The organism is Cyclobacterium qasimii M12-11B, from assembly GCF_000427295.1.
GTDB classification, from domain to species: domain Bacteria; phylum Bacteroidota; class Bacteroidia; order Cytophagales; family Cyclobacteriaceae; genus Cyclobacterium; species Cyclobacterium qasimii.
The window spans coordinates 24,640-50,931 of record NZ_ATNM01000016.1 but is presented as its reverse complement, the minus strand read 5'-3'; the positions used below and the strand labels follow the sequence as shown (position 1 = coordinate 50,931).

Sequence of the window (26,292 nt, the reverse complement as noted above, 5' to 3'; positions counted from 1 at the left end):
TGACAACCCACCGGGTAAGAAAACACGCCGACCCTCAACACTGAAGGTGTTGAACAGCCGGCACTGAAATTCATCTTCAACCCACACTCATTGGTTTGAAATTTGGCGATTGATTTCCCCTCCACGAATTGGGTCAGCCCTGATTTTAGTTATCCGAGTCCTGCAGGCTTCTCCCTAGAAGCGCTTCCTTAAAGCAAACAAGGCTCCAAAAGCCACAATGGCCAATATTATTAATAAGATACCATTGAGCATATCACCTAACAAAACATTTCCTGTTCCGAATAGGAAACTGTAAACCCCAATAACTCCGGCGCCAAATGCCAGGATGGCAGCTTGAAAGTCAAAGTATCCTGTGGTATCTACTTTCTCCCCAGTACTTCCTATTAAATTATGTATCCTTCTCCAACCCGGCCCTGGAGCTTTTGTCTTTTTCACAAAGGATATAAGGACTGATTTCTCTGTAGGTGTGGAAAGATAAGCTGTAGAAACCCAACAAACTGTTGTCACCAAAATACCAACAATCAACTCTTCATGGGTCGCGAATTCTTCAAAATAATTGTGATGGATAAAGGCAAAATACAAGGCTGTAAGAAATGAAGCCGCCATTGCCACAATCTCACTCATGGCATTGATCCTCCACCAATACCAGCGTAAAATATAAATTAACCCAGTTCCTGCCCCAATTTGCAATAATATACTAAATGTCTGTAGGGCATTCTCCAAATGTAAAGCCACATATCCACCCAGTACCATTATCAAAACGGTAGCTATCCTTCCAACAGCTACAAGGTGTTTCTGTGTACTGTCAGGTTTAATAAACCTTAAGTAAAAATCATTGACCATATACGATGCCCCAAGGTTAAGCATGGTAGATAAAGTAGACATATAAGCTGCAACCAAAGAAGTCACCACTAGCCCCATAATTCCCACAGGCATGAAGGAGAGCATAGCAGGATAGGCCATGTCATCCTGAACAATGGATGCATCGGCGTTAGGGAATGCTGCTTGAAGTGAAGCCATGTCCGGGAAAACAATGATACTACACAAGGCTACCAATATCCAAGGCCAAGGTCTGATGGCATAATGAACAATAGTGAAAAACATAACGGATGACAAAGCATTCTTTTCATCTTTTGCGGCAAGCATTCTTTGGACGATAAATCCCCCTCCACCAGGCTCAGATCCCGGATACCAAACAGACCACCACTGTATGAATAAAGGAATAAGAAAAATTGTCAGAAATATTTCCCTATTGGCCAAATCAGGAATGAAATTAAGCTTATCGACTATCAATTCATGGTTGACAAGATTTTCAAGTCCCCCAACTGCTGGATGATTCACTGCTACCCATGCGGCAGCAATTGCCCCTGCCAGGGATAAAATAAACTGGATGAAATCTGTAAATACTACACCACGCAAACCTCCCAAAGAACTGTAAATAACGGTTACAACACCTGAAATTAACAAGGTCGCTATTGGGCTTATCCCAAGCAATACCCCTCCGATTTTTATAGCCGCCAGGGAAACCCCTGAAATGATCACCACATTGAAAAACAAGCCAAGAAAAATGGCTCGAAATCCCCTTAAAAAAGAGGCTGCTTTCCCACTGTAACGCAATTCATAAAATTCTATGTCTGTCAACACACCAGATCTTTTCCAAAGTTTGGCAAAGAAAAATACAGTTAACATTCCCGTCAATAAAAAACTCCACCATACCCAGTTTCCTGATATACCATTTTTTCTGACGATATCTGTAATCAAATTTGGCGTGTCAGTGGAAAAGGTGGTGGCCACCATAGAAGTGCCTAATATCCACCAAGGCAGGTTCCCTCCTGCTTTAAAGAATTCATTAATGTTTTTGGATGATTGTCTGGAACTGTACAATCCTATCCCCAACGAGACAGCAAAAAAAGCGACCAATATCAACCAATCAATTCCTTGTAAAAGCATAATTTAAATTTGTAAGTGGGTATGATTTTTTCAATAAAGTGAATTCTTGTATCATTTTGGGTTTTAGTTGTCTCTATTTCTTTGTGGGCACATTAATGCCACAATTAAGCTGGGCCTGATCTAAGGCCATTCCTATAAACATGGGATAACTCCAGTTTTTATACCTCCCCCATATCTCTCCTGAGTATTTAGGCAATATTTCTTTTGTAATTATCGGAATTAATGGTTTCGCTTTGGCACCTAATCGGCGAACACTAATAGCCGCCTGCAAAACCTGAACTTCATCTTCTAGTAAAAGCAGCTCTCCTAACACCTTATAAGCAACTTGATTTTCTTCATATTTAATAAGAATTTCAGCTGCTTTTGAGGACACTGCTGGCACCTCATCTGACAACATTTCTTGTATTTTGACTGTTAACTTACCTATATCACCTTCGTAGGCATCTATTCCTATAAGGGCCCAAAACCGAACTGCATCAATTTCACTTTCCAAGTAAGGAATAACTTCTGAAAGTTGGGTGATCTTCCCTACCATTTTAGCAACTTTTAATACTTCAGTAAAGGATGCTGTAGAATAAGCCCTGCTTATTTCATAAACATTTGAATTGGATTGGTTGGCCTGTTGCATCATAATGCCCTCGGTGAGCAAACCTGTATCCCTGTTCTGAATCATCCATTCATCCAGTTCTCCTGCCAATTCTGCTACTTTATTTTCAAATTCTGGATTAGAGGCCAGGTTATTTTGTTCAAGAGGATCTTCCTGTAAATCATATAAGATCTCCACAGGTTTGGTAGCAAACATTTTTTTTGCGGCATCGGGCAATTCTCCAGCATCTCTGAGCCTGTTCATTTCCGTATAGCTACCTCCCTTATTAAAAATTAAGGCATTTTGGTAATAGGGCAATTGGGGCATGAAATGACGGATATACAAATACCGCCCATCATAAACGGACCTTGCTACTTCATAGCAGTCATCTGCCCTGTCCCGATAGCCGAATACATACTTACTTTCTTCTTTGCTTAAAAAATCTCTGCCTTCCATCATTTCCGGAATATTGACTCCGGCCAAGGCAAGCGTAGTAGGCGCAAAATCAACAAAGCTGACCAGCCTATCGGATGTTGCTCCAGAAATGCCTTCCACCAAATGTTGGTATTTATCTGGAACATGTAGAATAAAAGGGACTTGTAATCCAGCATTATCAAGCCAGCGCTTGTGCCCTGGCATACCATGTCCATGGTCTGCAAAAACAAAACAATGGTCTCTTCCAGTAATCCATCCTCCTCAAGCTGACTTAATAAATCTTTTACCTGCCCATCAAATACTTCCAGCAGGTCGTACATATGCGCCCATATCTCCCGCATTTTGGGACTGTCTGGTAAGTGAGGAGGAAGGACTGCTTTCGCAGGATCATGATGTGTGGGTAGACTGGATGTATCCTCTGGCCTCAGAGCATTGGTAGGTCCTTCATGAGTAATCATAAAATTAAACACACTGAAAAAAGGCTTGCCCTCTGGCCGATTTCTCCAATGAGCCTCCTTACTGCTTTCATCCCACCTGCCTTCATGGCTGAAGTTATAATCTGTCTTTACATTGTTACTTGTATAATAGCCTGCTTCCCGTAACACTTCGGGCAATATCTTGAGCTGCTCAGGTACTGGAATTGCAGATCTTAGGTGTTGGGTACCTAGTGAAACGGCATACATTCCAGTAATCAAAGTTGAGCGCGCTGGAGCACATATTGGTGCATTGGAATAGACTTGAGTAAACTTAATGCTGTTGGCTGCCAGCTGATCAATTGTAGGCGTATTGGCATATTCATCCCCATAGCAACCATATATAGGCCCTAAATCCTCATGGGAAATCCACAAGATATTTGGTTTGTCAACTTCCTTAGGACTATTCTTGCAAGCCATACAACTCAAAAGCAGGAAGAGATAGGTGATATTTTTCATTAATCGATTTATAAAGATACAATCTAATTGAAAAAATCACTTAATTACTGAAATAATGGCTAAAATTATGTTATTGCCCTTATTTTGAGGATGACCGGATAAAGAAAAACTATAAGTCAGTCCAATTTTCGCTTACTTTTTAACGCTAATTGAAAACTTAATGTCTCCCTTAAGCTTGTCTTCTTTCCAGGTAAAAACAATTCTATACAGTTGTTCTCCATGGTTGTCAATTAACCTGGGGTCCTCGATAGTAATTGTTTCTATACTGGCATCAAGTTTTCTGTGGTCAAAGTGTGTATTAATCGCAAATGCTTCTCCTTTAATTTCTAATAACCCGGGAGATTTTAACGCTACAGGCAATGCACTCATAAAATGGAAGCTTGTTGGGTTTTCATTTTTATCCAATTCAAAATGATCCTTAATTATTAAACCATTTTCTCTCCTAAATTCAAAGGACCTTTCCCAGGTTTTTACTGCTGCTTCTTTCGGATAGGCACCCGAAATATCCGTCTGAAAATGAACCTGATCATTTTTCAACCGATAACTGGATCCTGTAGCTTTAAAATCCCCCCCTGCTCTTTGTGCTACTCCATTTATTAGTGGTAGGTTGTGGTAATTGGATTGCATGGTCCAAATGGAATACCGCTCAGGACTGAAGGTTTGCTTGGTGTAAGTACCCACTCCCACATCAATAAAGACAGGCTTTCCATCATAATAAAGCATAAAAGACCCCACATCATTGTGATTATGGTGTTCGTCATTACTGCCTCCTTTTGCTGTAAAATAAAAGCCTTGGGCATTCGCTTCTTCTCGAGCTATCACCACATCCCAATCAGGAAAATAGAAATCTTTTACCTGAGGGGCTTGGGCCGTCAAGTCCTCCAAGGACGCTAGCATAAATACATTTCCTAACCTATCCCCTATAGTTCCTGAAATTACCAGATCGTTTTCATTTCTATTGTTTGCCAAATAAGCCGCAAACTTCTCCATGATTGGGTCATTTATTTTTTTCCCATACCTGAATATTCTTCCTGGATCATGCTTGATTTTTAATGGAGCATCAGCAAAATTGATATAATAACTGCCATCGTTAATATGAGACCGATAGATGTATTTACCCATATTCCCAATAAGTGGATGAGCAAAAATAGAAGCTATCCCTCCTTCTAAAGCCTTGTCCAATAGTTCCAGGTAGTCAAACATTTTACCTCCTGCATGTGCCCAATAGGCTGGCCCTTCACTGCAACTACCATCATCTGGATAGGAATTAATAAATAAATCTACCGATTGCATGGATTTGTAAACCGCATCTTGTTTTTTAATCGGGTCATCTTCTACCAATAGCAAGACTGTAAGCACATTAAAATTACACCATGGGGTCCAGTTGTTTACTCTTCCTTCTCCCCAGCCTGTGATCCACCAAAAATCATTGCGCTCATAAAAAGGCTGCAACACCTTTTTCTTTAATTCTGAGGAAAGCCTTTTACTTATTACCGGACTGATGGCATCGAAAGCGTCCTTGAAGTAATACAAGGTCCAAGCCAAATCACTGGCAATATCTCCAACCATCAAATCTATTATTGGGTCTTCAATATCAGGCAAAATGGTGGTAGGATTAGCAATGCTTCCTTCGAATCCATACAGGTAAAAATGCGCTGAGGCTCCCCAATACGTCTGTTCGCAAAAAGCAAACACCCCATTGACCAAGTCATCCAAAAACCTACCTTTACCCTCCACCAGCTCGGCCATCATCAGGGCTTGAAGGGCCTTCTTCCTGGCACTATTGACCGCAGCATCTTTAGATCTATCTCCTGTACGTGTAAATTCAAGGTACATGCTGGCCTTGACGATTGGCCAATCGTAATCTAAGTAAGTCTCTCCCGCACTTATTATGGCTTTCTGGACTGCTTCAGGAAGTTGATTCCAGGCATCTCTGTCCTCATAGGCAGGATAATTGACCCATTGTTTTGCACTGGTTAAATTATCCGCTATTTGTTTTCTGCTTAATGAATTGGTCAACAAGTTTCTGTTTTCCTGAGAATAGGCCGAAAACGCGATACACAAGCCAATAAATAAAAGTGAAATTTTACGAGCTATTGATGACAAAGGAATGGGCATAGATTTGGGCTTAACGTTAATTTCTTATCAAAAGTACATAACTCCATGACGGTGCATTCTTGGATTTTCCAGAATTAAGTGCTTCGATTATCCATTAATAACTAATAAAAGTTGAAGGAATAAATTCATATTGTTGCCGTAATAATGACACGTTTGTAACTGGTCAGCGCGGGCAAGCCCTTATCTGTTACCTCGAGAATAAGGTGCAGCTGCTTCCCTGGAGCCATGGGTGGAACCTTTATTTTCAATTTTGAATTTGTTGCGGTGCCATTGAAATCAATTGAGTTAACCGGCTGAAAAATCTCATTGTAAACCCACCAACTAAAGGTCAATGAATCACCATCCGGATCAACACTTGCTGTCGCATCTAACTCCAAGTCTTTACCAGGTTGGGCATTTATATACAAAGGAGATGTTGATTTATGGTCATTAACCATCACTACAGGATTATGATTGGCTTGTCCAAAAGGTAAAACTGCCCATTTAGCCCTTGCCATAAAATCAGATTGAAAAGCTGTCCTCCACCGTGCTACTCCATGCCTTTCATTCAATGTACCTTCCATAAAATCAGGTGCATCAATGAATAAAGTTTTGGTCAATTGGCGGTATCTTCCGCCCCAACCTCCCCATTCGGGATGTTCTGGAACATTAAGGCCATTTCCTATCAATCCCAAAAAAGAAGGCGAATCACCTTCTTTCATACCGTCGGTTCCATGCCCATTTAATTGATACCTATCGCTCAGAGGACCATTTCCATGGATGTTTGTTTTCACCCATTCCGCATCCTGCATTTGCTGGTTTCCAGTCATGTACATTCCTCTAAAGGAAGAAAGTTGCACCACTCCGGTAAACCCATACCAGGCATATCCGCTAGCAATAAACCTAAGCGACTTGAAATTCTTGAGTATATAATCTCTATGTCCATCCTGATCGCCTATGGCATGCACTTGGATTTTGCTGCAGAAATGGTCGAGTTCAGCTTTGGTGCGGTTATTTTTCACTTTCCAAAGGGCCTGGGCCAATTCCCTTAATCCTCCCCAAACTGGAATTTGAATGGTGTTTTCACTTTCATCTACAATACTTATAATGGCTTCTGATGCTTCTGAATCAAAGCCTTCTCCAAGAGCCCTCGAGTTTCCCTGACCATTTTTCACAAGCCCCATCAATTTGTCAGGGTGTGGAAATTCTTTGGTATGCAGCAATAAATTGGGGTAAATCGCTCTATATGCATCTAGATGTCCATTTATCAATTCAGGCTTGATATCTTGTCCATGCCCAAGCCGGCTCGTGGCACAAATGGCCTTAATTTCAAATTGATCGGCATAATAAAGGAACCTTACCAGGCTCTGTTCATCATCCGTGTCTCCTCCAATATCAGTGAGTACAATGACTTCGGGCTTTTGTTGCCCCATGGTTGCGCTTGAAATTAACGGAGTCAACAATATAAACCCAAGGGCTCTGATAACGAAACTTAACATTTGTATACTTTTGGGTTTTTGAGATAATGGATACGTAAGACAATAATAGGGAAAGGCTAAGAAACTACTTAAGTTCTAATGCTTCTGTGCTACCAAAGCTTTCCCCTCTAATGGCAATAAAATCTTCCAGTAATTCTTTTAGCTTTTCTGGATTTTCCTTGGCCAGGTTATTTTGCTGGCCTATGTCTGTACTCAAGTCGTACAACTGGAAATCGGCATCATTCCCCAGTTCGATTTTCACCATTTTATTGGCGGCAGGGCCTTTATAGGGAGGTATTAACACCCAGTCTCCTTTTCGGAAAGCTGTGCGGGATGTGGCTTCAAGAATAAGTGATTCTCTTCCTTTATCTGCTATTCCTAGAAATAATCCCGAGAAATCTTCCCCGTCCGCGGTTCTTACCTCACTACCCGCGATGGCTGCCAATGAATTGAATATATCAATTTGACTGACCATGGCATCAGTAGTTCCAGATTTTACTTTCCCCTTCCAATAACTGATAAAGGGAACTCTGGTACCCGCTTCAAATAAACTGTATTTACCACCTCTAAATTGCCCTGATGGAGTGTGATCGCCTACTTTTTCCTCTGCATCATCATAATAACCATCATTCAATACCGGTCCATTGTCACTGGAAAAAATCACTAGGGTATTTTCAAGCAGCCCTTCTTGCTCTAAAGTTTCCATAAATTGTCCAACACACCAATCTGCTTCCAAAATCACATCTCCACGAGGCCCCATACCCGATTTTCCTTCAAACCTTGGATGAGGTGTTCTTGGCACGTGAGGTTGTTGCAAGGCATAATACAAGAAGAAGGGTTGGTCTTTTTTCTCTTTGACATAAGCCTGGGCTTTTTCAAGGAAATGATCGGCCATGTCTTCATCCACCCATTTTGCTTTTTCTCCCCCCTTCATAAAGCCTATACGAGGTATTCCGTTTACGATACTATTGTTATGACCATGATGCCATTTCATTTTTAGCATTTCAGGATTTTCTTTGCCCGTTGGCTCCCCATCAAAGTTTTTATCATAATTCACTTCAATGGGATCATTTGGATCCAGCCCTTCTACGAGTCCATTCTCTAAATAAACGGTGGGTACCCTGTCCTGAGTAGCAGCCATTATATAAGAATAATCAAAGCCAACTTCATTTGGTCCAGGGCTTACTTTTTCATTCCAATTGACTGAACCTGCACCCAATCCCAGGTGCCATTTACCAACTACCGCAGTGGCATATCCCTCACCTTTCAGCATTTTAGGAATGGTCATCTCTGATGTTCCAATGAGTAATGGTGCCGTTCCTGGTAATATTTTTGCGTCTTTATTTCTCCAGGGATAAGTACCTGTTAACAAGGCATACCTACTGGGTGAGCAGGTGGCCGAAGAAGCATATCCAGCGGTAAACTTTACACCACCATTGGCAAGTAGGTCCATATTAGGGGTCTCAAGCAAACCTGCTTCGTAAGCACTCATGTCTCCATACCCCAAATCATCCATATAAATTATGACAATATTGGGTTTTTGTGGCGTTTCAGATGTGGTTGAAACTTCTTGTTTGCAAGCAAAAAAGAGTAGGCTGATGCATAAAACACCTAGTGAATTGAAGGTAAGAATTGGCCTCATAGAATAGAAGATGATGTTTTGAACTTGAATTTTGAAAGAACAATATAGATAAATATTGTGATATCTCAGATCATAAGCAGCTTTAGTGGCATCGGGGAAAATTCTTCTAAACAAGTATTAAATATATACAATGAAAAAAACCGGCTAAGGGGTCAGGGCTACTTTTACTTGATAAAACAATTTCATATCATAAAATAAAAACACCTGAAAAAATTCGACTTAACCTGAATATAGCGATGGTTATAAAATTTTTAAAATAAGCCCAACAGTCCAAATGAAGCACAGAATTAAAGTTGGCACAAACTGGAAGTTGTTTTTTGCTAATTTTCTTGAAACCTTTTCTATTTTAGCACCTGAAAAAACAATGGTAAAATTCAGTTTATTTGCTGTATCAAGTCTATTGTCACTTTTAAAAGATAAATTTACCTCGATTTTATTGTAGCGGAAGACAATAGTGATTTCCTGATTCATTAACGGTAAAAGGGTTAGACAGCAAAACATATCAGTCTATTAAATTCTCAGGAAAAAGCTGGTAATGCCTGCTAATGAGTTTTGATCCTTCTATAAGGGAATCCTATTGAGATACTTAAATAAATATTTTGAGGTAGCGCACCATCGTAATTGAATTGGAAAAAACATCAAATTAAATGGCTTTAACCTATCCTCTTTTAAAGCATAAAAAAAATAAGTGTTTATGAATTATCCTATTATTAAAACTCCTACCAAAGGGTCCTTTTTTTATTTGTAGGGCTAATGATCTGCCTACTTCCACTGCGCCTTCTTGGGCAAAATAATACTCCAGAGCCTATTGTTTATTGGGACGCTTCAAATTTTGAAATTTTAGGAGCGCTTCCGAAAAACGAATCTTACAGACGTTTGCCTGCTCAGGCTAAAAAAGAGGTCAGGCCAGCCGTTTGGTCTCTTTCGAGAAATTCCGCAGGAGTATCGATAAGATTTTCTTCAAATTCATCCACCATTAAAATTCGCTGGACACTGGACAATATGCGCATTAAAGGCAATATGACTCCAATTGCTAGCAATGGTTTGGATTTATACGCTTATACTAACGGCAGGTGGCAATTTGTCGGCGTCGCCATCCCTGGTGAAGAATTATCAAATGAGGCTACTGTGATAACGGGTATGGCCAAAGGAAACCGGGAATATTTGTTAAACCTCCCACTGTATGAAGGAGTAGAAAAACTTGAAATCGGTGTAGATGAGGAAGCCACTATCACCAAGCCAATGCATGCAATTATCGATCGCGGAAATCCAATAGTATTTTACGGAACGAGCATTACGCAAGGAGCTTCGGCTTCCAGACCGGGACTTACTTATGCTGCCTTATTAGAAAGAGAAATCAACAAAGAAGTTATCAATCTTGGATTTAGCGGAAATGGTCGATTTGAAAAAGAAGTCATGCAATATATCATGCCTTCCAACCCTTCTATTATCGTATTGGATTGTACACCTAACTCAGCCCCTGATACCATATTGAATAATTTACCAGAGACGATCGCTTTCATCAGAAACATCGATGATTCAGTTCCTATTTTATTGGTGGAAAGTATTATCAGGGATTATGCTTTTTTCAAGGTAGATGATCCGACAAAGTTTGGTACCTTATCGTATATTCAAAATCAAAACAATGCCTTGCGACAAGTGTATTTGGATGAAAAAAAGCGGTATAAAAACCTTCACTATGTATACAGTAAAGACCTAATTGGGCAAGACAATGAAGCCACCGTTGATGGCACACATTTCAATGATTTGGGTAATTATAGAATGTATGAATTCTTATTGCCGGAATTAAGAAACCTGCTGGCACAGTAAAACATTTATCTTACTGAACCCACATCACGGTATAGCGCTCCTATAACGTGATGTGGTCACTAAAAAAAAGTCATTTCAGGACAACCTGAAGGCTTGATTATGCATTTTTTAGTTTAATTTTAAAACAAACTTAAAAGCACACCTAGTAAAGGATAATAACTTGATCTTTACAGTATTTTAATCCTTGTATTGCTTTACCTTTTTCATAAGAATAATCCTTATTTCAGCATCAAGACCCTATTTTACTGGCTTGCTTCATCCATAATTTGACAAAGATAAAAATAAATAAAGATATTTTTATCTTTTAATCTTTTGTTTACCTTTGCCGCAGGACAATCAATTATAACCCTCAGTAATTTTCATGAGGTGCCAACACATTATTTCAATTGAATTATGAATAACAGCCAACGAGAAATTATAACTGCTACAGTCCCTATTCTTAGAGAGCATGGGGTAGCCCTGACCACTCACTTTTACAAAAGGATGTTTTCACATCATCCTGACTTGAAAAATATTTTCAACATGGGCAATCAAAAAACCGGCAAGCAGCAACAAGCTTTGGCCATGGCCGTTTTGGCCTATGCAGAACATATTGCAAATCCGGGCGTTTTGTTACCTGAACTTCACAGAATTGGTCACAAGCATGTCAGTTTAGAAATTCGGCCTGAACATTACCCAATTGTGGGCAATCACTTGATTGCTTCTATAAAGGAAGTGCTTGGAGAAGCAGCCAGTCTGGAGATTTTGGAGGCCTGGGAGATCGCTTACAATCAACTAGCCGATCTGATGATGGGGATAGAAGCTGGTATCTATAAAGATCAAACCAATAAAAAAGGTGGATGGACAGGTTGGAGACCGTTTAGAGTAAAAGAAAAGGTTAAAGAATCCGACGAAATAACCTCGTTTTATTTGTACCCTTGCGATGGAGAAAATGTAATCTCCCATATCCCTGGCCAATTTATAAGTCTTCGGGTTTTTCTACCTGACTTGGGGCTAAACCAAGCAAGGCAATACAGTGTTTCTAGTGTTCCGAATGAACATTATTACAGAATATCTGTCAAAAAGGAATTCAACCCAAATTTGAACATAAATGGAATGATCAGTAATTTTCTTCATGATCATATCCAAACAGGTGACTTAGTAGATCTAACTGCACCTATCGGGAATTTCACTTTAGAACCAAAAAAGGCGTGCCGATAACCTTTATAAGCGGAGGAGTTGGCGTCACACCACTTATCAGTATGCTTCAATCGCTAAGCTTTGACAAACCCAGCCAGCCCCTAACATGGGTACACCCATGCAGAAACCAGACAGTTCATGCTTTCAAAGAGGATGTCAAGTCAATGGCTGAAAATAACCCAGATTTAAGTCAGCATATTTTCTACGACGCACTGACAGAAAAGGATGAAAAAGATGGCGTGCTCCAAGGTCCCTTGGACCTAAATAAAATTGAAGCATTCCCTAAAGAATCACAGTATTATATATGTGGGCCTGCAGGTTTTATTGCGCAGCAGCACAAAGAGCTTATTGCAAAAGGTGTTCCTGGAGATGCCATTTCATTTGAGGAATTTGGCCCTCAATTACTAAATTTAAACTAAACCAAAAAGTCGTTGCGTAGCAAACAGTATAAATTGGATCTTAAACCACTTTAAAAATTAAGATTGCTGTAGCAACCCATTTTGTTTAACGAAGTGAATGCACCACAAAAAAAAAAGCGAAACCTTAACGGTTTCGCTTTTTTATATTTACAATCTGTAACCAGGTCTATAAGTCCTATGAAGCTGTTTCTCCGCTTCAGGATCTGGGTTAGCAAATTTCTCATTTATAGGATCCCACTTCAATGGTCTGCCCAAGTCATATGCGATATTACCAAGGTTGCAAGTAGTACAGGTGCTATGACCAATTTCTACTGATGCTATAGGGTCTTTTCTCCTTCTCACAGATTCTATGAAATCTATATGATGAGCAGTACCAGCACCGCCTCTCATATCTTCACCTTCTGCTACCAATGGGTACAAAGTCCCATCTGAAGCTTCATAATGAGATCTTGAGACCTCTATCCATCCGTCTTTGCCTACGAATCTACATCCCCTTGTTTCTTTTTTATCAAAAGGTTCTTCGGTAACAGTCACCCCATTTGAATAGATAAATGTCAAATGTTTGGTGTCTTTATATCCCGCTGGAATAATTTCTATTGGTCCACTTCTGTCCATTCCGATTGCCCACTGAGCGATATCAAACATATGTGCGCCCCAATCTGTCGTCAATCCTCCGCCAGTCTCTTTGTACCAACGCCATGCACCCCACACTTTTTCGTTCTCAGGAGGGTTAATGGATATAGGTGGGTTAAGGTCATTGTTGAAATGTATATCTGCAGCCAAAGGGCCTAACCACATGTCCCAATTAAGACCGGCAGGTATATCCTCCTTTGGTAGATCATACGGTTTCGGAGGTCCACCTACACAAGCATAAACCTTTTTAATCGCACCTATTCTTCCTTTTTGCACCATTTTCACTGCATGCTGAAAGTTATCATAAGACCTTTGCATACTTCCAGTTGCCAAAACAATACTATTGGAACGTACGGCTTTAATTAACTCCTGCCCTTCCTTGATAGTAAAGGTCAATGGTTTCTCCAAATAAATATCTTTACCAGCCTTACAAGCATCAATGGCCATAAGCGCGTGCCAGTGATCTGGACTAGCTATGACTACAGCATCTATATCTTTCCTTGCCAGAAGGTCATGGTAATTCTCATATACAGCTACTTCAACTGCTTTCCCTTTACCTTTGTAATAATCGTTTGTGCGATTTAAAAATCTTTGCCGTTTGTCTTCGTACACATCACAGCCTGCTACTACTTCTATATTAGGTAAAGTAATAAAGCTACCAAGTAGTCCATTGCTTTGCCTTCCCATTCCAATAAAACCTAAACGTAATGTTTCATTGGCCTCTTTTTTACTATCCGTTGATTTGCCTAGACTCACTTGTGGCAACACCCCTAATCCTGCTGCGCTAAGCAGACCTGTGCCCATAAACTTTCGTCTGGACAAAGAGGGTTTTTTCTTTTCAGTCATGTTATATTGGTTAATTGATTGTTTTTTATTCTTAATAGCAATGATTTTTTGTTCTCATTTTAAATGCGCTACTTTTTATTAGCCCTATCCGGATTAGTAGTTAATATAAATTTTAACGGTTTTTATTTGGGTGAGTTAAAATTCATTCGTTTTTAAAGCCAGAATTCACCTTTAAAATAAAACAAAGTCAATTAACAAAAAATAATCTAAAATAGCCACTTGGACAAAGCCGAATTCACCTTCCTGGGTAGATTATAACAAGGAGGGCTTTTAAGAATTGGGTTATCATCAGTAACTCAAAGAAGTTTTAGACTGGAGTAAAACCGATTTGGAAAAGCCACAAAATTTAAACTTCAGCTAAATTTAAGTAGCAGTCAATTCACTAAGGAATAACCATTCCGAAGCCTGGTTTGACAAACTTTCAGAGAGCACACTTCACGCAGAATTTTGTTTGGAATTTTAACAATAGCCTTCAGTTTTCATTAGGGAATAGAAAGTCTTTTATATTGGCCAATGAAAATAAAAACCCCTGAAAATGATGATTTTATGACTTTGAAATTAAACCATTAGTAGCAACCACCTAAAAAACCAATGTGAAATACAAAAATAATGTAACAAAATACTATTTTATATTTACAAAATTTTAACCAAAAAAGAGGGGTTTTTAATTGAATTATATAATAAAATTTCCTTAAATTTGAATTGTTAATCAATCATTCTGAATAAGGTTAAAGCAAGTTTTAAGTAGTTTAATCCTTCAGCAAATTGAAAGACTCAAAAAATAAAATTAAGCACATGGACACTTACATTTTTATATACGCAATACTCGGAGCGACTTTAGGACTTTTATTTACGATCAAAGCCATTAGAAATGCTGAGGATGATCCTGAAACTTTTGATGAGTTTAAGAAAGAAGGCAGATTTCACAAACCTGCAAACTGGAGAATAGGTAAGATGCCCAATAACAACAATAAAAAAGAAGATACTTTGCAATTCCAGTTAGCTCAACCGGAAGTAGAATACCACCAAATGCATTTAAACTAAACTATAAACTTTTTCATTTGACAGCAAAATTCCTATTTGTTTTATTTTTTAATCCTGTGGAATTTTAATAACAGCTAAAATTTTTTAGGCCTCTTTTTTAAGAGGCCTTTTTTATTTTTCAGTAGTAAGGACAGGAGTTATTAATCCTTGAAACTTCGCGTTTAAATTGACATTTTCCGGAAGCTTTATAAGAAATATTTCTTGTAAAATGCCAGTAAGTTCTTCTATACTGTGAAGCGTTTTCTTTACACTTTTCTCCTTTTTCTTATGAACAGTAAATTGATTATTGTAAAGCGCATACCTGCCGTCAGGGAAACTCCTGGCTACCATTAAGTCTTTTATAAAAACAGATTTGGGCGAAGTACATAAGAACCAACTGACCACTTCATAATCGGGCAGCATTTGAGCTTCCAAACCAAATCGATGCATCAATCTCCACGAATTTTTTATCCTAATTTCTAAATAATAAAACCCCGACACCAAACTAATTCGATATTGATAATCTCCAGTATCCTGAATTCCTTCTTGCTGCAATACCAAAGGAGAAGAAAAGGAAGCAGAGCCGAATCCAACATCTAGAATGTATTTCATACCCTCCAAGTCCAACAATAACAACATATGATCCCTTGGCCGAATTTCCCCTTCACCAATTTCCCAGAATACTCTGGCTGACAAGCCTACCCCGTCAAACCCGATCGTATTCAATACCGCTCCGAAAAGCAAGTTTTGCTCAAAACAAAATCCTCCTCTTCCCTCTTTAACCATTTTATTGAAAACAGCTGGCAAAGTCAATTCAACCGGTGTTCCTAACAATGGATCAAGATTTTCAAAGGGAATGGCTTGTGGATGAAGGTTATGTAGCTCCTTTAAGGTATCAAGGTTTATTTCTGGCTTACCTTCAAAACCAATTCGCTTGAAATAGGCCTTCAAAGATGCACCATCTAAGGATAAACCCTTAAAAAGTGAAATATTTTCTTGTTTCGAGATCATAATTGACTTAAATAATTCAGCTAAAATTAGCACTTTTTAGAAAAAGGAGGTTAAAGATGTTGAAATAATTCCCGTAGTCCTCAGTTCATTAATTTTGGAAAAAGGGAGAATCTCCAATCTTCAAATATAAATCAACACTAAGAATACAATAGGCTTTGCAAAAAGAATGTAATTTCAAGAGAATCAATGGTATCGCAATAATAATTAGCCACCAATGCAAACTTCACCTTAAATAAACCAAGAGAAACTTATTATAAAAAATCTCCAAAAGAGACTATTAGGGAGGAATTCCTTGCCTATCTTATATAAAAAAAATGGAACTATCAATGATTTCCAGTATATTAACCGTGTTTTTACGTTAACTTTGGTAACGTACACTTATCCACAACCACAAGCCAATGTTTTATTTGTTATGTTAAAAAATACATTTGTTGATTTATCATCTCGAAGAAAATTCCTTAAACAAACCACTATACTTTCTGCTGGGCTAGGTCTTTCAATAAGCACAGCAGAAGCCGGCACAGCTATCCAAAACCCAAATGCCTCTGAAGCCCCTGTAAAAGCAGCTTTTGCAGACGGGGATATTTCTCCTGAAATTGGAATGGAAAGCCCTGGGAACTATGGCAAGAATTACCACAAAACCTTTCATGACCCTTGCAAGGTAAGGGTTTCAGCATTTCAAAGCGGTGCAAGAAAAGCATTAATTATCGGATTCGATGCCTTAGCAGTATACCAACCGTGGGTCGATGAAATCAAAGAGGGTATCGCTGCTAAATATGACATTTCGAAAGAAGAAATAATGATATCAGCATCGCATTCCCATTCTTCTGGCCCAACTGCAATGGTTATGCCAGGGCAATATGACCATGCTTCCTCTTTTGTTCAGGACCTTGCTTATAAGCAATCTTCCTGTGCAGACCCTAAATACTTGGCTACCACTAAAGAAACGACCGTAAAAACAGCCTTACAAGCGCTGGAAGATTTGGAAGAAGTAGAAATTGGTGTGGGCAGTGGCAAAGAAGAAAAAGTCGCATTTAACCGGCGCTTTTTCATGAAAAATGGAATGACTTATTCCCATCCTGGGCAATTAAACCCAGCTATTTCAAAAGTAGCTGGCCCAATCGATCCTGAAGTAGGCGTTATTGGAACCTGGAATAAAGCAGGTAAATGTATTGGCTGCATAGTGAACTTCGCCTGTCATTCCACCACTAACCCTGGAGGTATTTCAGCCAATTGGGTATATTACATGGAGCAAACTATAAAAGGCGCTTTAGGTAAAGACTGTGTAGTTGTTTTTCTCCAAGGCGCTAGTGGAGATGTGACCCAAGTCAATAACCGTAATCCGAATAAAAACAGGTCAGGTGAAGACTGGGCTAGATTTGTTGGTGCCAGTGTTGGTGCAGAGGCAGTTAAAACACTGCTATCCATACCTAGAGGCACCACCTTCCCTATCACCACTTCAAGAGAATTTATTACCATCAAAAGAAGGATGCCTTCTGAAGAAAAAGTTAAGGAAAGTCTGGCAATGATTAAAAAAAGTCCCGAGGAAGTAGGAAAGACTGACTGGGTTTTTGCCAAGGAGACGGTTATGCTCGATAGTTACGGAAAACGAAATCCTACGCATAAGGTAGAAATTCAAGCCATACAGCTCGGACCTGTTGTGCTCGTAAGTAACCCCGCAGAATTTTTCTGTGAACTGGGACTTAAAATAAAAGCGGAAAGCCAATTCCCACTTACATTCCCTGTAAGTATGGCCAATGACTGTGTAGGATATGTCCCCACACTGGAGGCTTTCTCTATAAATGGTGGCGGCTACGAAACCAGGCTAACCTCATACAGCAATTTAGAAATTACAGCGGGCAACCAAATTGTTGACCAAAGCTTAAGACTCATAAAACCCCTAAAACCTGGCCTTTTACCCGAATTTCAAAAAGCTCCTGCCTTCACAGGAGAGCCTTGGAATTATGGAAATGTTCCACCTGAAATTAGATAAACCACCTCTCATGCATTGCAAATTAAAAATCGTAAAAACTTGTTAAACTACCTTATTTCCCCAAGAAATTGGTCTATAATGACTTGTTTCGCTTTATTACTGGCTTGTCAACAGGAAAAAGCAACGTTGGATTCTCCTCCAAAATTTGAAATCCAAAAGAACCCTGTTAATTCCCCACAATATACTTATGCAGATTCTGTTGCATTAAAGACTTCAATGGCAGCCTTTCAGCTAGAACCTGGGCTTCAGATAGACTTAATTGCTGCAGATCCTTTGGTGGCGGATCCTTCAGCCTTTGCCTTCGATGAAAAAGGAATACTTTATGTCGCTGAAAACACAGGCTATCCAGATCCTATGGATGGGAAAAAACCTGATACACTAGGGAAAATATCCAGATTAGTGGACAGTGATGGAGATGGGAAATACGATCAACGAAGTGTCTTTGTAGAAGGGCTTACCTACCCAAATGGGATCATGGCATGGAAAGGCGGTGTTTTTGTAACATGTGCGCCACATATCTATTACTTCAAAGACACGACTGGAGATGGTAAAGCCGACATTCAGGAAATCGTACTAACTGGTTTTAACGCCAACAGAACTGCGCAAATCCGAACCTCTCACCCTACCCTAGGGCTTGATGGCTGGATATATGTCACCAGTGGTCTTAATGGAGGAGAGGTCTATTCCCCTGCTCATCCTGAAAGGAAGCCTGTCTCATTTAATGGTGCAGATGGAAGATTTAATCCTGAAACATTGGAATTTCAGTTGAGAGGCGGAAAAAGTCAATTCGGACTTGCTTTTGATGCTTTTGGAAGAAGATATGGATCGAGTAACAGACATCCTTTGCAGCACATCGTAATGGAACCTGATCAATTAAGCAATAACCCTAACCTGCTTTTCAATAAAACGATTGAAGATGTAGCACCGGCTGAAGCAGAGGGATTTGTTTACCCTATTAGTAAAAGTATTACTACAGCAGATTACATCCCCAAATTAATGGGCTTATCGCATCAAGGTACTTTTACTTCTGCTTGCGGAACTTTAATTTTTGAAAGTGAAGGTTTACATGAAGCGCATAAAGGCAATGCTTTTATTTGTGAGCCTGCTCAGAATCTGGTTCAAAGGCAATCGATCAAAGAAAACGGTGCCACTTTCATCTCCGAAAGGGTTCATGAAGATTGGGAGTTTCTATCATCATCAGATTCTTGGTTCAATCCAGTTTTCTTATCCCACGGACCTAAGGGAGCAATGTATTTAGCAGACATGTACCGAAAGGTAATCGACCATCCTTCTTATGTACCGGAAGAAACCAGAGGAGCCTTGGATTTCGAAAGTGGCAAGGGAAAAGGTAAGATTTATAGGATTACTAGAGATAATTTAGAATACAACAAGGTAGAAACGGTCTTCCCTACCTCCTCCGCAGCAAGTATGGATATGCTTATCACGGCACTTTCATCCGATGACGAGTGGGAACGAAATACGGCATTTAGGTTAATACTAGAAAAAATGCCTCAGGAAGCAATTGCACCCCTTAAGGAAATGGTTTTATCTGACGCCATAATTGAAGGTAAAGTAAAGGCCATATGGTTGTTACACCACTTTGATGGTTTAGATGACAAGATGCTGACCACTATTTATGATGACAACGTCCCAATCATTAGAGAGCAGATCATTGCTATAATTGCTTTGAAACCAAATATCTCAGAACAATTGGCCAGCAGTTTAATAAAAGGAGCTACAGATACCAATCCAAGGGTACGTTACATGACTGCACTTACCTTTGGTGGTGATAAAAAGAAGGAATGGCTACCTTACTTAGCTAAAATAGCGCAAGAAGACGCATCAGACCCTTGGACAAGGGCTGCTGTGATGACTGCATTAAATGGTCAGGAAATTTCCTTTTTGAACATTTTGGAAGCTGAGAAGAAACAAGTTACTTTTTCACAATTACCAATGTGGTCTGAATTAGGAGAGCTTATCGGTAGTTCCGTTTCAGCCAAGGAATTGACGGGTCTAATAGATTCTTCTATTAATAGCGAATGGGATAACCCTACTTTCTCTTTGTTGCTTGGCCTTTTAAAAGGAAGTGAAAGGCATGTTAAAGGCAGCGAAAAAACTTACCTGGATGCCTATACCAAATCCAAAGAACAATTAGATGCTTTGGTTCAAGAGACTACCAAAAGAGCTTCTTCGGCTGAAGACAGTTTGACTTCCAGGATTCAGGCGACAGCATTACTAAGTTATTTTTCACCGGGTGAAACAGAAGCTTCTTTAAAGGAATTAATATCCCCTAACAATCCTCCTGAAATTCAGTTGGCCGCGATTCAATCCTTAGGCAACTTAAACAGTGTTGAAGCGGGAGAAATCCTGATAGAAACGACTGCGTGGAAAGCTTATACTCCTAAGACAAAAGGAGCTGTAATTGCTACAATGGTTTCAAGGCCAATTCTTCGCAACCAATTGTTGATGGCCATTGAGGAAAGCAAAATCAACCCTGCTGAAATCTCATCTTCAACAAGGCTCTCTTTAATGAAAGCAAGTGACTCAAAAGTGAGATCACGCGCAGAAGATCTTTTCAAAGAATTGGAATCAGGAGGAAGAATGAAGGTATATGAGGAACACAAGAGAGTTCTGGATATTAAAGGAAATGCGGCTAACGGTGAAGGTATTTTTAAATTAAACTGTGCTACCTGCCATACTTATGCAGGCGAAGGTGGAGATGTAGGTCCAGATTTATCCGGCATAAATAACCAGCCAGCATTGGCTTTGCTTTTGCATACCATTGTACCAAACTATGAGGTATTCCCAGGCTATCAGGCAATTACTGTTACCACCCATGAGGGAAAACAAGTAACTGGTAGGATTGCGGCTGAATCCGCCAATTCATTAAGTTTAAGGACTGCGTATGGCACGGAGGAAAACATCTTGCGTACTCAAATAAAAAGCATACAAAACCCTGGGCTCTCATTGATGCCAAATGGTTTGGAACAAAATATGACTGATCAGGAAATGGCAGATTTATTGGCTTACTTGAAAGGAGCTCAATAGAAATCGTTTAAAATTAATTGTTCCCCATAAGTATTCTCAAAGCGGTGGTGATAATATTGTCCTCACCCTTTGCTGTACTTATGGGGTTTAAATCTACCCGAACATCAACAAGGACCCCATCCTCGATCTGTCTCCCCTCCATATCAATGGTTTGAGTACCTGAAAATCGGTAGGTCCAACCATTTATCAGTTCGCCATAAACGGGTATTCCCCCACCACCGCCTGTCTGGTCACCTACGATAGTCACTTGTGGCAATTCTTTCATCATTTGAGCAAAAAAAGTAGTTGCACTATAAGATCTTCTATTGGTAAGGACAACCACAGGCCCACTGTAAACATCTTCACCAGCAGGGACCGTTATATCCTCCCAGGTAGAGAAGTCATCCATTCCAATTCCATTTTTATTCGTTTCTGGGCAACCAAGACTTCCGTATCAGTAAATGCTGAAGCAAGAGTATAGGCATTTCCAAGACTGCCTCCTCCATTATTTCTCACATCTATAATGATACCACGTCCTAGTTTGGCTCTTTCTAAAACTACCTGTAAGTTTCCTTGGGCTATATTTTGAGAAAAGGAGCTGTAATTCACATAAAGCACATCGTTAATAAACTGGTGTTTTAAAGGTCCACTGATCCAGAAATCGCGACGGAGATAATTTTTATCGATAATGTTCTGATCGTAATTGTCTGGATAATCCTGGTACCATTCCCAATTTCGACTGTTGTCAAATCCTGCAGCCAAGTTTACATGGCCGTCTCTTAGTTCAAATAACATGTTTGCTAAAACATCAAATAAACTTACAGCGCCCATATCATTGGTTATTTTTGCTCTATAAGTAGCTCTAATATTTTCCCAGTCAATGTCCTTGTGTTCAAAAAAAGAATACCTTTCATTAACATCCTTCCAAAGGCTATCAAATATATCTAAAGGTTCGGTTTTAGGATCCTCCGGAAGTATCCAAGAGTCACAAGAAGTAAAGAAAAGTAATACTATCAAGCAGAAATTAATTCTATTTACCATAGCCTAACATTTAAAATCAGATCGATGGAATGATCCAATCGATAAACGCTCTTAATACCTGAAAGTTTGGTGTAATTGGTCTGGTACCTTAATCCTAGTCTATTGCCAGTTGGTAGCTCCCAAAAAAGGGTAGAAGAAAAATTCATATCCAAATCCCTGAGAGGAATGAATGGGCTTACAGTATTAAAGAAATTATCTGCTAAGGAATTATCTGCTTGGTAGTTCTCTGGCTCAGCTCCTATATACCCTGATTTGACCTGGAACCCTAATAGTTGCCAATTGGCCATGTTTTGCCATAAAAATGACTTTTTCTTCCACTCAAATGGCAACAAGTGCCTGGCAACAGGTCCTAGGGAAGTGAAATAATCATAACGAAAACTATAATTACTAAATTGGTTGTGTCTCCTTATGTGCATGGTGTTTTTATTCGACCAACCATATTGAAACCCTTTGGAAGCAGGCTTTAATTTATGGTAAAAGGTATAGGTTGAAAAGCTCGCACCCATTTCATTCATGGTACCACCAGGTTGATTGGCTAATACACCATAGGAAAAATCTCCTTGAATCCATTGCGTTTTATTCTTTTTGCGAAGAGCAAAACCTACTGAGCTTGTAGATTTATTTCCTTTGTAATTTAATAAAGAGAAACCTTCATCTTTACTGGCCATGGACTGGATACCTGTAGACAACCATACATCTCCAAAACTCTGAGCAAAACTATTATTCACTAAAAATAACCAACAGAAAAAAAGAGGGTAAAGCTATGGTATGTTTTTAGCATTAATTTTTTATTAATAATTCAAGAACCCAAATTACAATTAAATTTGAATTTCTGAGACAGTCCCTCATCAAAAAGAGGGAAATAAAAATAATTTATCTATTTTTGAGAATATATTTTTAAACTAAATTTTTAAACAATTATTCATGAAAAAGGCACTATTTATCTCTTTTTTTTTGTAGTTAGCAGTGGTATCTCTATTGCGCAGCAGAATTACTTTGGAATACAAAACAGTAAGAGAAAAGGCATGATCAATGCCATGATGAACCCTGCTGAAATTAACAATCTCACAAAGAAAGTGGAGGTATCACTCTTTTCAATTAATGTGGGTTTAGACAATAATATTCTATCTGCTCAGGACATTATAGACAACCCGGATGTTTTTGATAATATTTTTGAAAACGTAGACAAACCGGTAAACCTAAGATCAGATGTGTCGGTGATGGGTCCTGCAGTAGGTTTAAGGTTTGATAAATGGTCTTTTGGAATTACTACAGAAGTTAAGGCTAAGGTAGATATAATAGACTTTAACCCTGACCTGGGCAATTCAATCATTGAAAATGCAAATGGAAACAATGATCAAACAACCATAAATATTCCTGAAAACCAACGAGTCAATGCTTCTGGTTGGATGGAGCTCGGATTTATAGTGGGAAGGCAAATTTTGGATACTGATTTCCATTCTTTATCCGTAGGAGCAAATTTTAAATTACTTTTCCCAGGAAGCTATTCAAATTTGGGAATGGATAAATTATCAGCAACAATCATTGACTCTGAGGATGAAACTTTACTTACCGATGCTCAGGGAAGCCTTAACTTATCCTACGATGAAAGGTGGGAAAATGAAGATGGATTTGATCTGGAAGAGGATTTGTGGAGAGGATTTAATCCAGGAGGATTGGGAGTAGATCTAGGTGTTAATTATATGATAAAAAGGGACGACGACCCACTCTTAAATATCGGTTTGTCCTTGAAAAACCTTGGGAGTATGGGAATGGGATCCAATCAAAGAAACAAGAATTATATTGTAAATATCCCACAGAACGAATATTTCAGGGTCGACAACCTTGATGGAAATATAGATGAAATAGAACAGCAACTTGTAGATTCAGGTTATTTTACCATTAACGATTCCGATTCAGATATACGGGTAAATTTACCGAGAACGGTAGCTGCTTATGTGGAATTTAGTCCTGTAAAAAGCTTTCAAATATCATTATATGGCCAAAAAAGAATCAGCAATGAAAATAATAATATTAATTTAAGCGCAGCCGATTTAATTGTTATCACTCCGAGGCTTGTATTGGGTAAATTTGAATTGTATTCTCCCTGGATGCAACACCAAATTTCTAATTTCACAGGAGGTCTTGGGCTTCAATATGGGGGCTTTTTCATAGGTAGCAACTCTGTAATTACAAGCTTCATGAACAGTGATAGCCAAAGGGCAGACATTCATTTGGGCCTATCTTGGGGATTTGGGTCCTAAACAGTACCATTCTTTTAGTCCTTTCACATTATTTGGAAATCAGCTGATTTCTTTAACCCAGTATATGCAATAGTGCTTCTATTATTTGATGGAATTGCTATTGCATATTTCAGGGTTTAAAAGATTAAAGCGATTTTTGGCAATAAACTTGCTTGTTAAAAGAGGTGTGATTGCTCCCATCTATAGTTTTTTATAATTCCCGTAGCAAAAAGTCACTCTTAGATACAAAGTCATTTAACCAATCTCAAAATGATTTTCAATCAGGAAGATCTCATTGGATTTTCCCATAGATTAATGGGGCTTTCATAAAATGAATTATTATATTGGAACATCTTAAAAGATCAATAACCACATTTCACACCCATGTTAACTAACGAGCTCGAAAATAAAATAAAAGCCCAGGGCATGCCGCTGGGTATAGTTGAAGAACAAATTAAAAACTTCAAGGATGGTTTCCCCTTTTTAGACATCGATTATGCTGCGAAAATCGGTGATGGAATTCTTGAATTAAATGATGGTGAGCTTCAAAAAGCACTAAAAGATTACAAGGAAAAGTCTAAGGATAAAATTATCGTGAAGTTTGTACCTGCAAGTGGAGCTGCAAGTAGGATGTTTAAGAACCTTTTTAGCTTTTTAGAAAAAGGAGACAATAGTTTTGAAAGTGATGACTTTGCAAAAACCTTTATTTCTGAAATCAAGTCTTTTGCCTTCTATGAAGACCTGGACAACAGCTTAAAAAAAGCAGGTACCAGTATTTCAAAAGCCATTGATGAGAAAAAGTACGGTCTTATTATCCAACATCTTTTAGATGATGATCATCTTTCCTATGGCAGTTTACCAAAGGGACTGTTAAAGTTTCATCAATATCCTGAGGAAAGCCGAACTCCTGTGGAAGAACATTTTGTAGAGGGCGCACAATATGGAATTGGCAAGGACAATACGGTAAGACTGCATTTTACTGTTTCTCCTGAACATCAAAAGAAGTTTGAAGAAAAGGTTGCTGAAGTTCAACCCAAAATGGAAAAGGAATTCGGTGTGAAATTCGAGATCAGCTTTTCACAACAAAAAAAATCCACCGATACTATTGCTGTATCGCTAGATAACAAACCATTTGTTGAAGACAACGGTGAACTATTGTTTAGGCCTGCTGGACACGGCGCATTGCTGGAGAACTTAAATGAAATCGAGGCTGATCTGGTGTTTATTAAAAACATCGACAATGTAGTCCCAGACCGTTTAAAGGATACGACCACTACCTATAAGCAGGCAATTGGGGGATTACTGATTGAAGCGCAGGACAAAACTTTTGCCGCCCTTAAACAATTGGACAATAAAGTTACTGATAAGTCTGTTAGTCAAGCAGAGGAAGTATTTACTAAAGTAATTGGTGGGAAATTAGCTCCCTCCTATGGCTCTAAAAGCCTTGATGAAAAAGCATCTTGGCTTAGTGAAAAGCTTAACCGCCCTATGAGAGTTTGCGGCATGGTGGAAAATACTGGAGAACCAGGAGGAGGACCTTTTTGGGTAAAAGATTCGGACGGAAGTTTATCCCTTCAGATAGGAGAAACTGCCCAATTAAACCTTGAAGACAAAACGCAAGAAGCACACTTTAAATCCTCCACACATTTTAACCCTACGGATTTGGTTTGTGGGATCAGGGATTATAAAGGAAAGGCTTTTAACCTTATGGAATACCGAGATCCTAAAACTGGATTTATCACACAGAAATCGAAAAGCGGAAGAGATTTGAAAGCGCAGGAACTTCCAGGTCTGTGGAACGGTTCAATGGCCAACTGGAACTCAATATTCGTGGTGGTACCTTTGATAACCTTTAATCCTGTCAAAACCATTAATGATTTGTTGCGAGATGTCCACCAATAATCACTGAAGGAAATGTTCTTTCATT

19 protein-coding genes and 1 pseudogene are annotated in these 26,292 nt (G+C 39.0%); 8 read left to right on the top strand and 12 right to left on the bottom strand.

The window, feature by feature from the left end; genetic code table 11:
• Positions 1-174: 174 nt before the first annotated feature.
• The 7 genes and pseudogenes from ADICYQ_RS01605 to ADICYQ_RS01580 all read right to left on the bottom strand — a co-directional run bounded on the left by ADICYQ_RS01605 (position 175) and on the right by ADICYQ_RS01580 (position 9,591).
• Positions 175-1,950, bottom strand: coding sequence for a sodium:solute symporter family protein (locus tag ADICYQ_RS01605; RefSeq protein ID WP_020893258.1), 1,776 nt, complete (start codon positions 1,948-1,950; stop codon positions 175-177).
• A 73-nt stretch (positions 1,951-2,023) separates the two neighbouring features.
• A complete protein-coding gene (locus ADICYQ_RS30005; RefSeq protein WP_369073246.1) occupies positions 2,024-3,175 on the bottom strand; it encodes a sulfatase/phosphatase domain-containing protein in 1,152 nt (383 codons plus the stop codon).
• Positions 3,176-3,609: 434 nt separating this feature from the next.
• Positions 3,610-3,864: pseudogene (locus ADICYQ_RS30000) on the bottom strand (sulfatase-like hydrolase/transferase); the annotation flags it as partial.
• Positions 3,865-4,035: 171 nt separating this feature from the next.
• Entirely contained in the window at positions 4,036-6,021 is a 1,986-nt protein-coding gene (locus ADICYQ_RS01595; RefSeq protein WP_020893255.1) for a heparinase II/III domain-containing protein, read from the bottom strand.
• Positions 6,022-6,146: 125 nt separating this feature from the next.
• A complete protein-coding gene (locus tag ADICYQ_RS01590) occupies positions 6,147-7,499 on the bottom strand; it encodes a DUF1593 domain-containing protein (RefSeq protein ID WP_040413886.1) in 1,353 nt (450 codons plus the stop codon).
• Between the two features lie 64 nt (positions 7,500-7,563).
• Positions 7,564-9,120: a sulfatase family protein gene (locus ADICYQ_RS01585; RefSeq protein WP_040413883.1), complete on the bottom strand. Its 1,557-nt coding sequence runs from the start codon at positions 9,118-9,120 to the stop codon at positions 7,564-7,566.
• A 240-nt stretch (positions 9,121-9,360) separates the two neighbouring features.
• Entirely contained in the window at positions 9,361-9,591 is a 231-nt protein-coding gene (locus tag ADICYQ_RS01580; RefSeq protein WP_020893251.1) for a hypothetical protein, read from the bottom strand.
• Positions 9,592-9,873: 282 nt separating this feature from the next.
• On the opposite strand from ADICYQ_RS01580, the gene ADICYQ_RS01575 reads away from it, so the two are divergent.
• From ADICYQ_RS01575 to ADICYQ_RS28030, 3 genes are all read left to right on the top strand, one after another.
• A complete protein-coding gene (locus tag ADICYQ_RS01575) occupies positions 9,874-10,950 on the top strand; it encodes an SGNH/GDSL hydrolase family protein (RefSeq protein WP_051160081.1) in 1,077 nt (358 codons plus the stop codon).
• Positions 10,951-11,343: 393 nt separating this feature from the next.
• A complete protein-coding gene (locus tag ADICYQ_RS01570) occupies positions 11,344-12,150 on the top strand; it encodes a globin domain-containing protein (RefSeq protein ID WP_020893248.1) in 807 nt (268 codons plus the stop codon).
• A complete protein-coding gene (locus ADICYQ_RS28030; protein ID WP_020893247.1) occupies positions 12,141-12,548 on the top strand; it encodes a ferredoxin reductase domain-containing protein in 408 nt (135 codons plus the stop codon). The genes ADICYQ_RS01570 and ADICYQ_RS28030 overlap by 10 nt, the downstream gene beginning before the upstream one ends.
• 147 nt (positions 12,549-12,695) lie before the next feature.
• Here ADICYQ_RS28030 and ADICYQ_RS01565 read toward each other — a convergent pair whose 3' ends face one another.
• Positions 12,696-14,027 (bottom strand): Gfo/Idh/MocA family protein, encoded by a 1,332-nt coding sequence (locus ADICYQ_RS01565; RefSeq protein WP_020893246.1) that lies wholly within the window; start codon positions 14,025-14,027, stop codon positions 12,696-12,698.
• A gap of 795 nt (positions 14,028-14,822) precedes the next feature.
• On the opposite strand from ADICYQ_RS01565, the gene ADICYQ_RS01560 reads away from it, so the two are divergent.
• On the top strand, positions 14,823-15,071 hold the full coding sequence (locus ADICYQ_RS01560; protein WP_020893244.1) for a hypothetical protein: 249 nt from the start codon (positions 14,823-14,825) through the stop codon (positions 15,069-15,071).
• A gap of 111 nt (positions 15,072-15,182) precedes the next feature.
• Here ADICYQ_RS01560 and ADICYQ_RS01555 read toward each other — a convergent pair whose 3' ends face one another.
• A complete protein-coding gene (locus tag ADICYQ_RS01555; RefSeq protein ID WP_020893243.1) occupies positions 15,183-16,061 on the bottom strand; it encodes an arylamine N-acetyltransferase family protein in 879 nt (292 codons plus the stop codon).
• Between the two features lie 412 nt (positions 16,062-16,473).
• Here ADICYQ_RS01555 and ADICYQ_RS01550 point away from each other — a divergent pair, with 412 nt between their 5' ends.
• Positions 16,474-18,054, top strand: coding sequence for an Alkaline ceramidase domain protein (locus ADICYQ_RS01550; RefSeq protein WP_020893242.1), 1,581 nt, complete (start codon positions 16,474-16,476; stop codon positions 18,052-18,054).
• A 39-nt stretch (positions 18,055-18,093) separates the two neighbouring features.
• Entirely contained in the window at positions 18,094-21,102 is a 3,009-nt protein-coding gene (locus tag ADICYQ_RS01545; RefSeq protein ID WP_152520444.1) for a PVC-type heme-binding CxxCH protein, read from the top strand.
• A 13-nt stretch (positions 21,103-21,115) separates the two neighbouring features.
• On the opposite strand, the gene ADICYQ_RS29220 is transcribed toward ADICYQ_RS01545, so the two are convergent.
• The 3 genes from ADICYQ_RS29220 to ADICYQ_RS01535 are packed head-to-tail and all read right to left on the bottom strand — an operon-like array spanning position 21,116 to position 22,850.
• Entirely contained in the window at positions 21,116-21,490 is a 375-nt protein-coding gene (locus tag ADICYQ_RS29220; RefSeq protein WP_020893240.1) for a S41 family peptidase, read from the bottom strand.
• Positions 21,460-22,122 (bottom strand): S41 family peptidase, encoded by a 663-nt coding sequence (locus ADICYQ_RS01540; RefSeq protein ID WP_152520443.1) that lies wholly within the window; start codon positions 22,120-22,122, stop codon positions 21,460-21,462. Before ADICYQ_RS01540 ends, ADICYQ_RS29220 begins: the two co-directional genes overlap by 31 nt.
• Entirely contained in the window at positions 22,116-22,850 is a 735-nt protein-coding gene (locus ADICYQ_RS01535; protein ID WP_020893238.1) for a hypothetical protein, read from the bottom strand. The genes ADICYQ_RS01540 and ADICYQ_RS01535 overlap by 7 nt, the downstream gene beginning before the upstream one ends.
• Positions 22,851-23,147: 297 nt before the next feature.
• Between ADICYQ_RS01535 and ADICYQ_RS01530 the strand changes: the two genes are divergently transcribed.
• Positions 23,148-24,386: a DUF5723 family protein gene (locus tag ADICYQ_RS01530; protein WP_020893237.1), complete on the top strand. Its 1,239-nt coding sequence runs from the start codon at positions 23,148-23,150 to the stop codon at positions 24,384-24,386.
• A 363-nt stretch (positions 24,387-24,749) separates the two neighbouring features.
• Positions 24,750-26,267, top strand: coding sequence for a DUF4301 family protein (locus ADICYQ_RS01525; protein WP_020893236.1), 1,518 nt, complete (start codon positions 24,750-24,752; stop codon positions 26,265-26,267).
• The last annotated feature ends 25 nt before the right edge of the window (positions 26,268-26,292 follow it).

Bases quoted from the DNA above. Each gene is read 5' to 3' on its own strand.
- ADICYQ_RS01565 (WP_020893246.1), bottom strand. From the start codon at position 14,027: ATGACTGAAAAGAAAAAACCCTCTTTGTCCAGACGAAAGTTTATGGGC.
- ADICYQ_RS01575 (WP_051160081.1), top strand. From the start codon at position 9,874: ATGATCTGCCTACTTCCACTGCGCCTTCTTGGGCAAAATAATACTCCA.
- ADICYQ_RS01595 (WP_020893255.1), bottom strand. From the start codon at position 6,021: ATGCCCATTCCTTTGTCATCAATAGCTCGTAAAATTTCACTTTTATTT.
- ADICYQ_RS01555 (WP_020893243.1), bottom strand. From the start codon at position 16,061: ATGATCTCGAAACAAGAAAATATTTCACTTTTTAAGGGTTTATCCTTA.
- ADICYQ_RS01540 (WP_152520443.1), bottom strand. From the start codon at position 22,122: ATGGTAAATAGAATTAATTTCTGCTTGATAGTATTACTTTTCTTTACT.
- ADICYQ_RS01525 (WP_020893236.1), top strand. From the start codon at position 24,750: ATGTTAACTAACGAGCTCGAAAATAAAATAAAAGCCCAGGGCATGCCG.
- ADICYQ_RS01580 (WP_020893251.1), bottom strand. From the start codon at position 9,591: ATGAATCAGGAAATCACTATTGTCTTCCGCTACAATAAAATCGAGGTA.
- ADICYQ_RS01570 (WP_020893248.1), top strand. From the start codon at position 11,344: ATGAATAACAGCCAACGAGAAATTATAACTGCTACAGTCCCTATTCTT.
- ADICYQ_RS01560 (WP_020893244.1), top strand. From the start codon at position 14,823: ATGGACACTTACATTTTTATATACGCAATACTCGGAGCGACTTTAGGA.
- ADICYQ_RS01530 (WP_020893237.1), top strand. From the start codon at position 23,148: ATGATCAATGCCATGATGAACCCTGCTGAAATTAACAATCTCACAAAG.
- ADICYQ_RS30005 (WP_369073246.1), bottom strand. From the start codon at position 3,175: ATGCCAGGGCACAAGCGCTGGCTTGATAATGCTGGATTACAAGTCCCT.
- ADICYQ_RS01590 (WP_040413886.1), bottom strand. From the start codon at position 7,499: ATGTTAAGTTTCGTTATCAGAGCCCTTGGGTTTATATTGTTGACTCCG.
- ADICYQ_RS29220 (WP_020893240.1), bottom strand. From the start codon at position 21,490: ATGGATGACTTCTCTACCTGGGAGGATATAACGGTCCCTGCTGGTGAA.
- ADICYQ_RS01585 (WP_040413883.1), bottom strand. From the start codon at position 9,120: ATGAGGCCAATTCTTACCTTCAATTCACTAGGTGTTTTATGCATCAGC.
- ADICYQ_RS01550 (WP_020893242.1), top strand. From the start codon at position 16,474: ATGTTAAAAAATACATTTGTTGATTTATCATCTCGAAGAAAATTCCTT.
- ADICYQ_RS01605 (WP_020893258.1), bottom strand. From the start codon at position 1,950: ATGCTTTTACAAGGAATTGATTGGTTGATATTGGTCGCTTTTTTTGCT.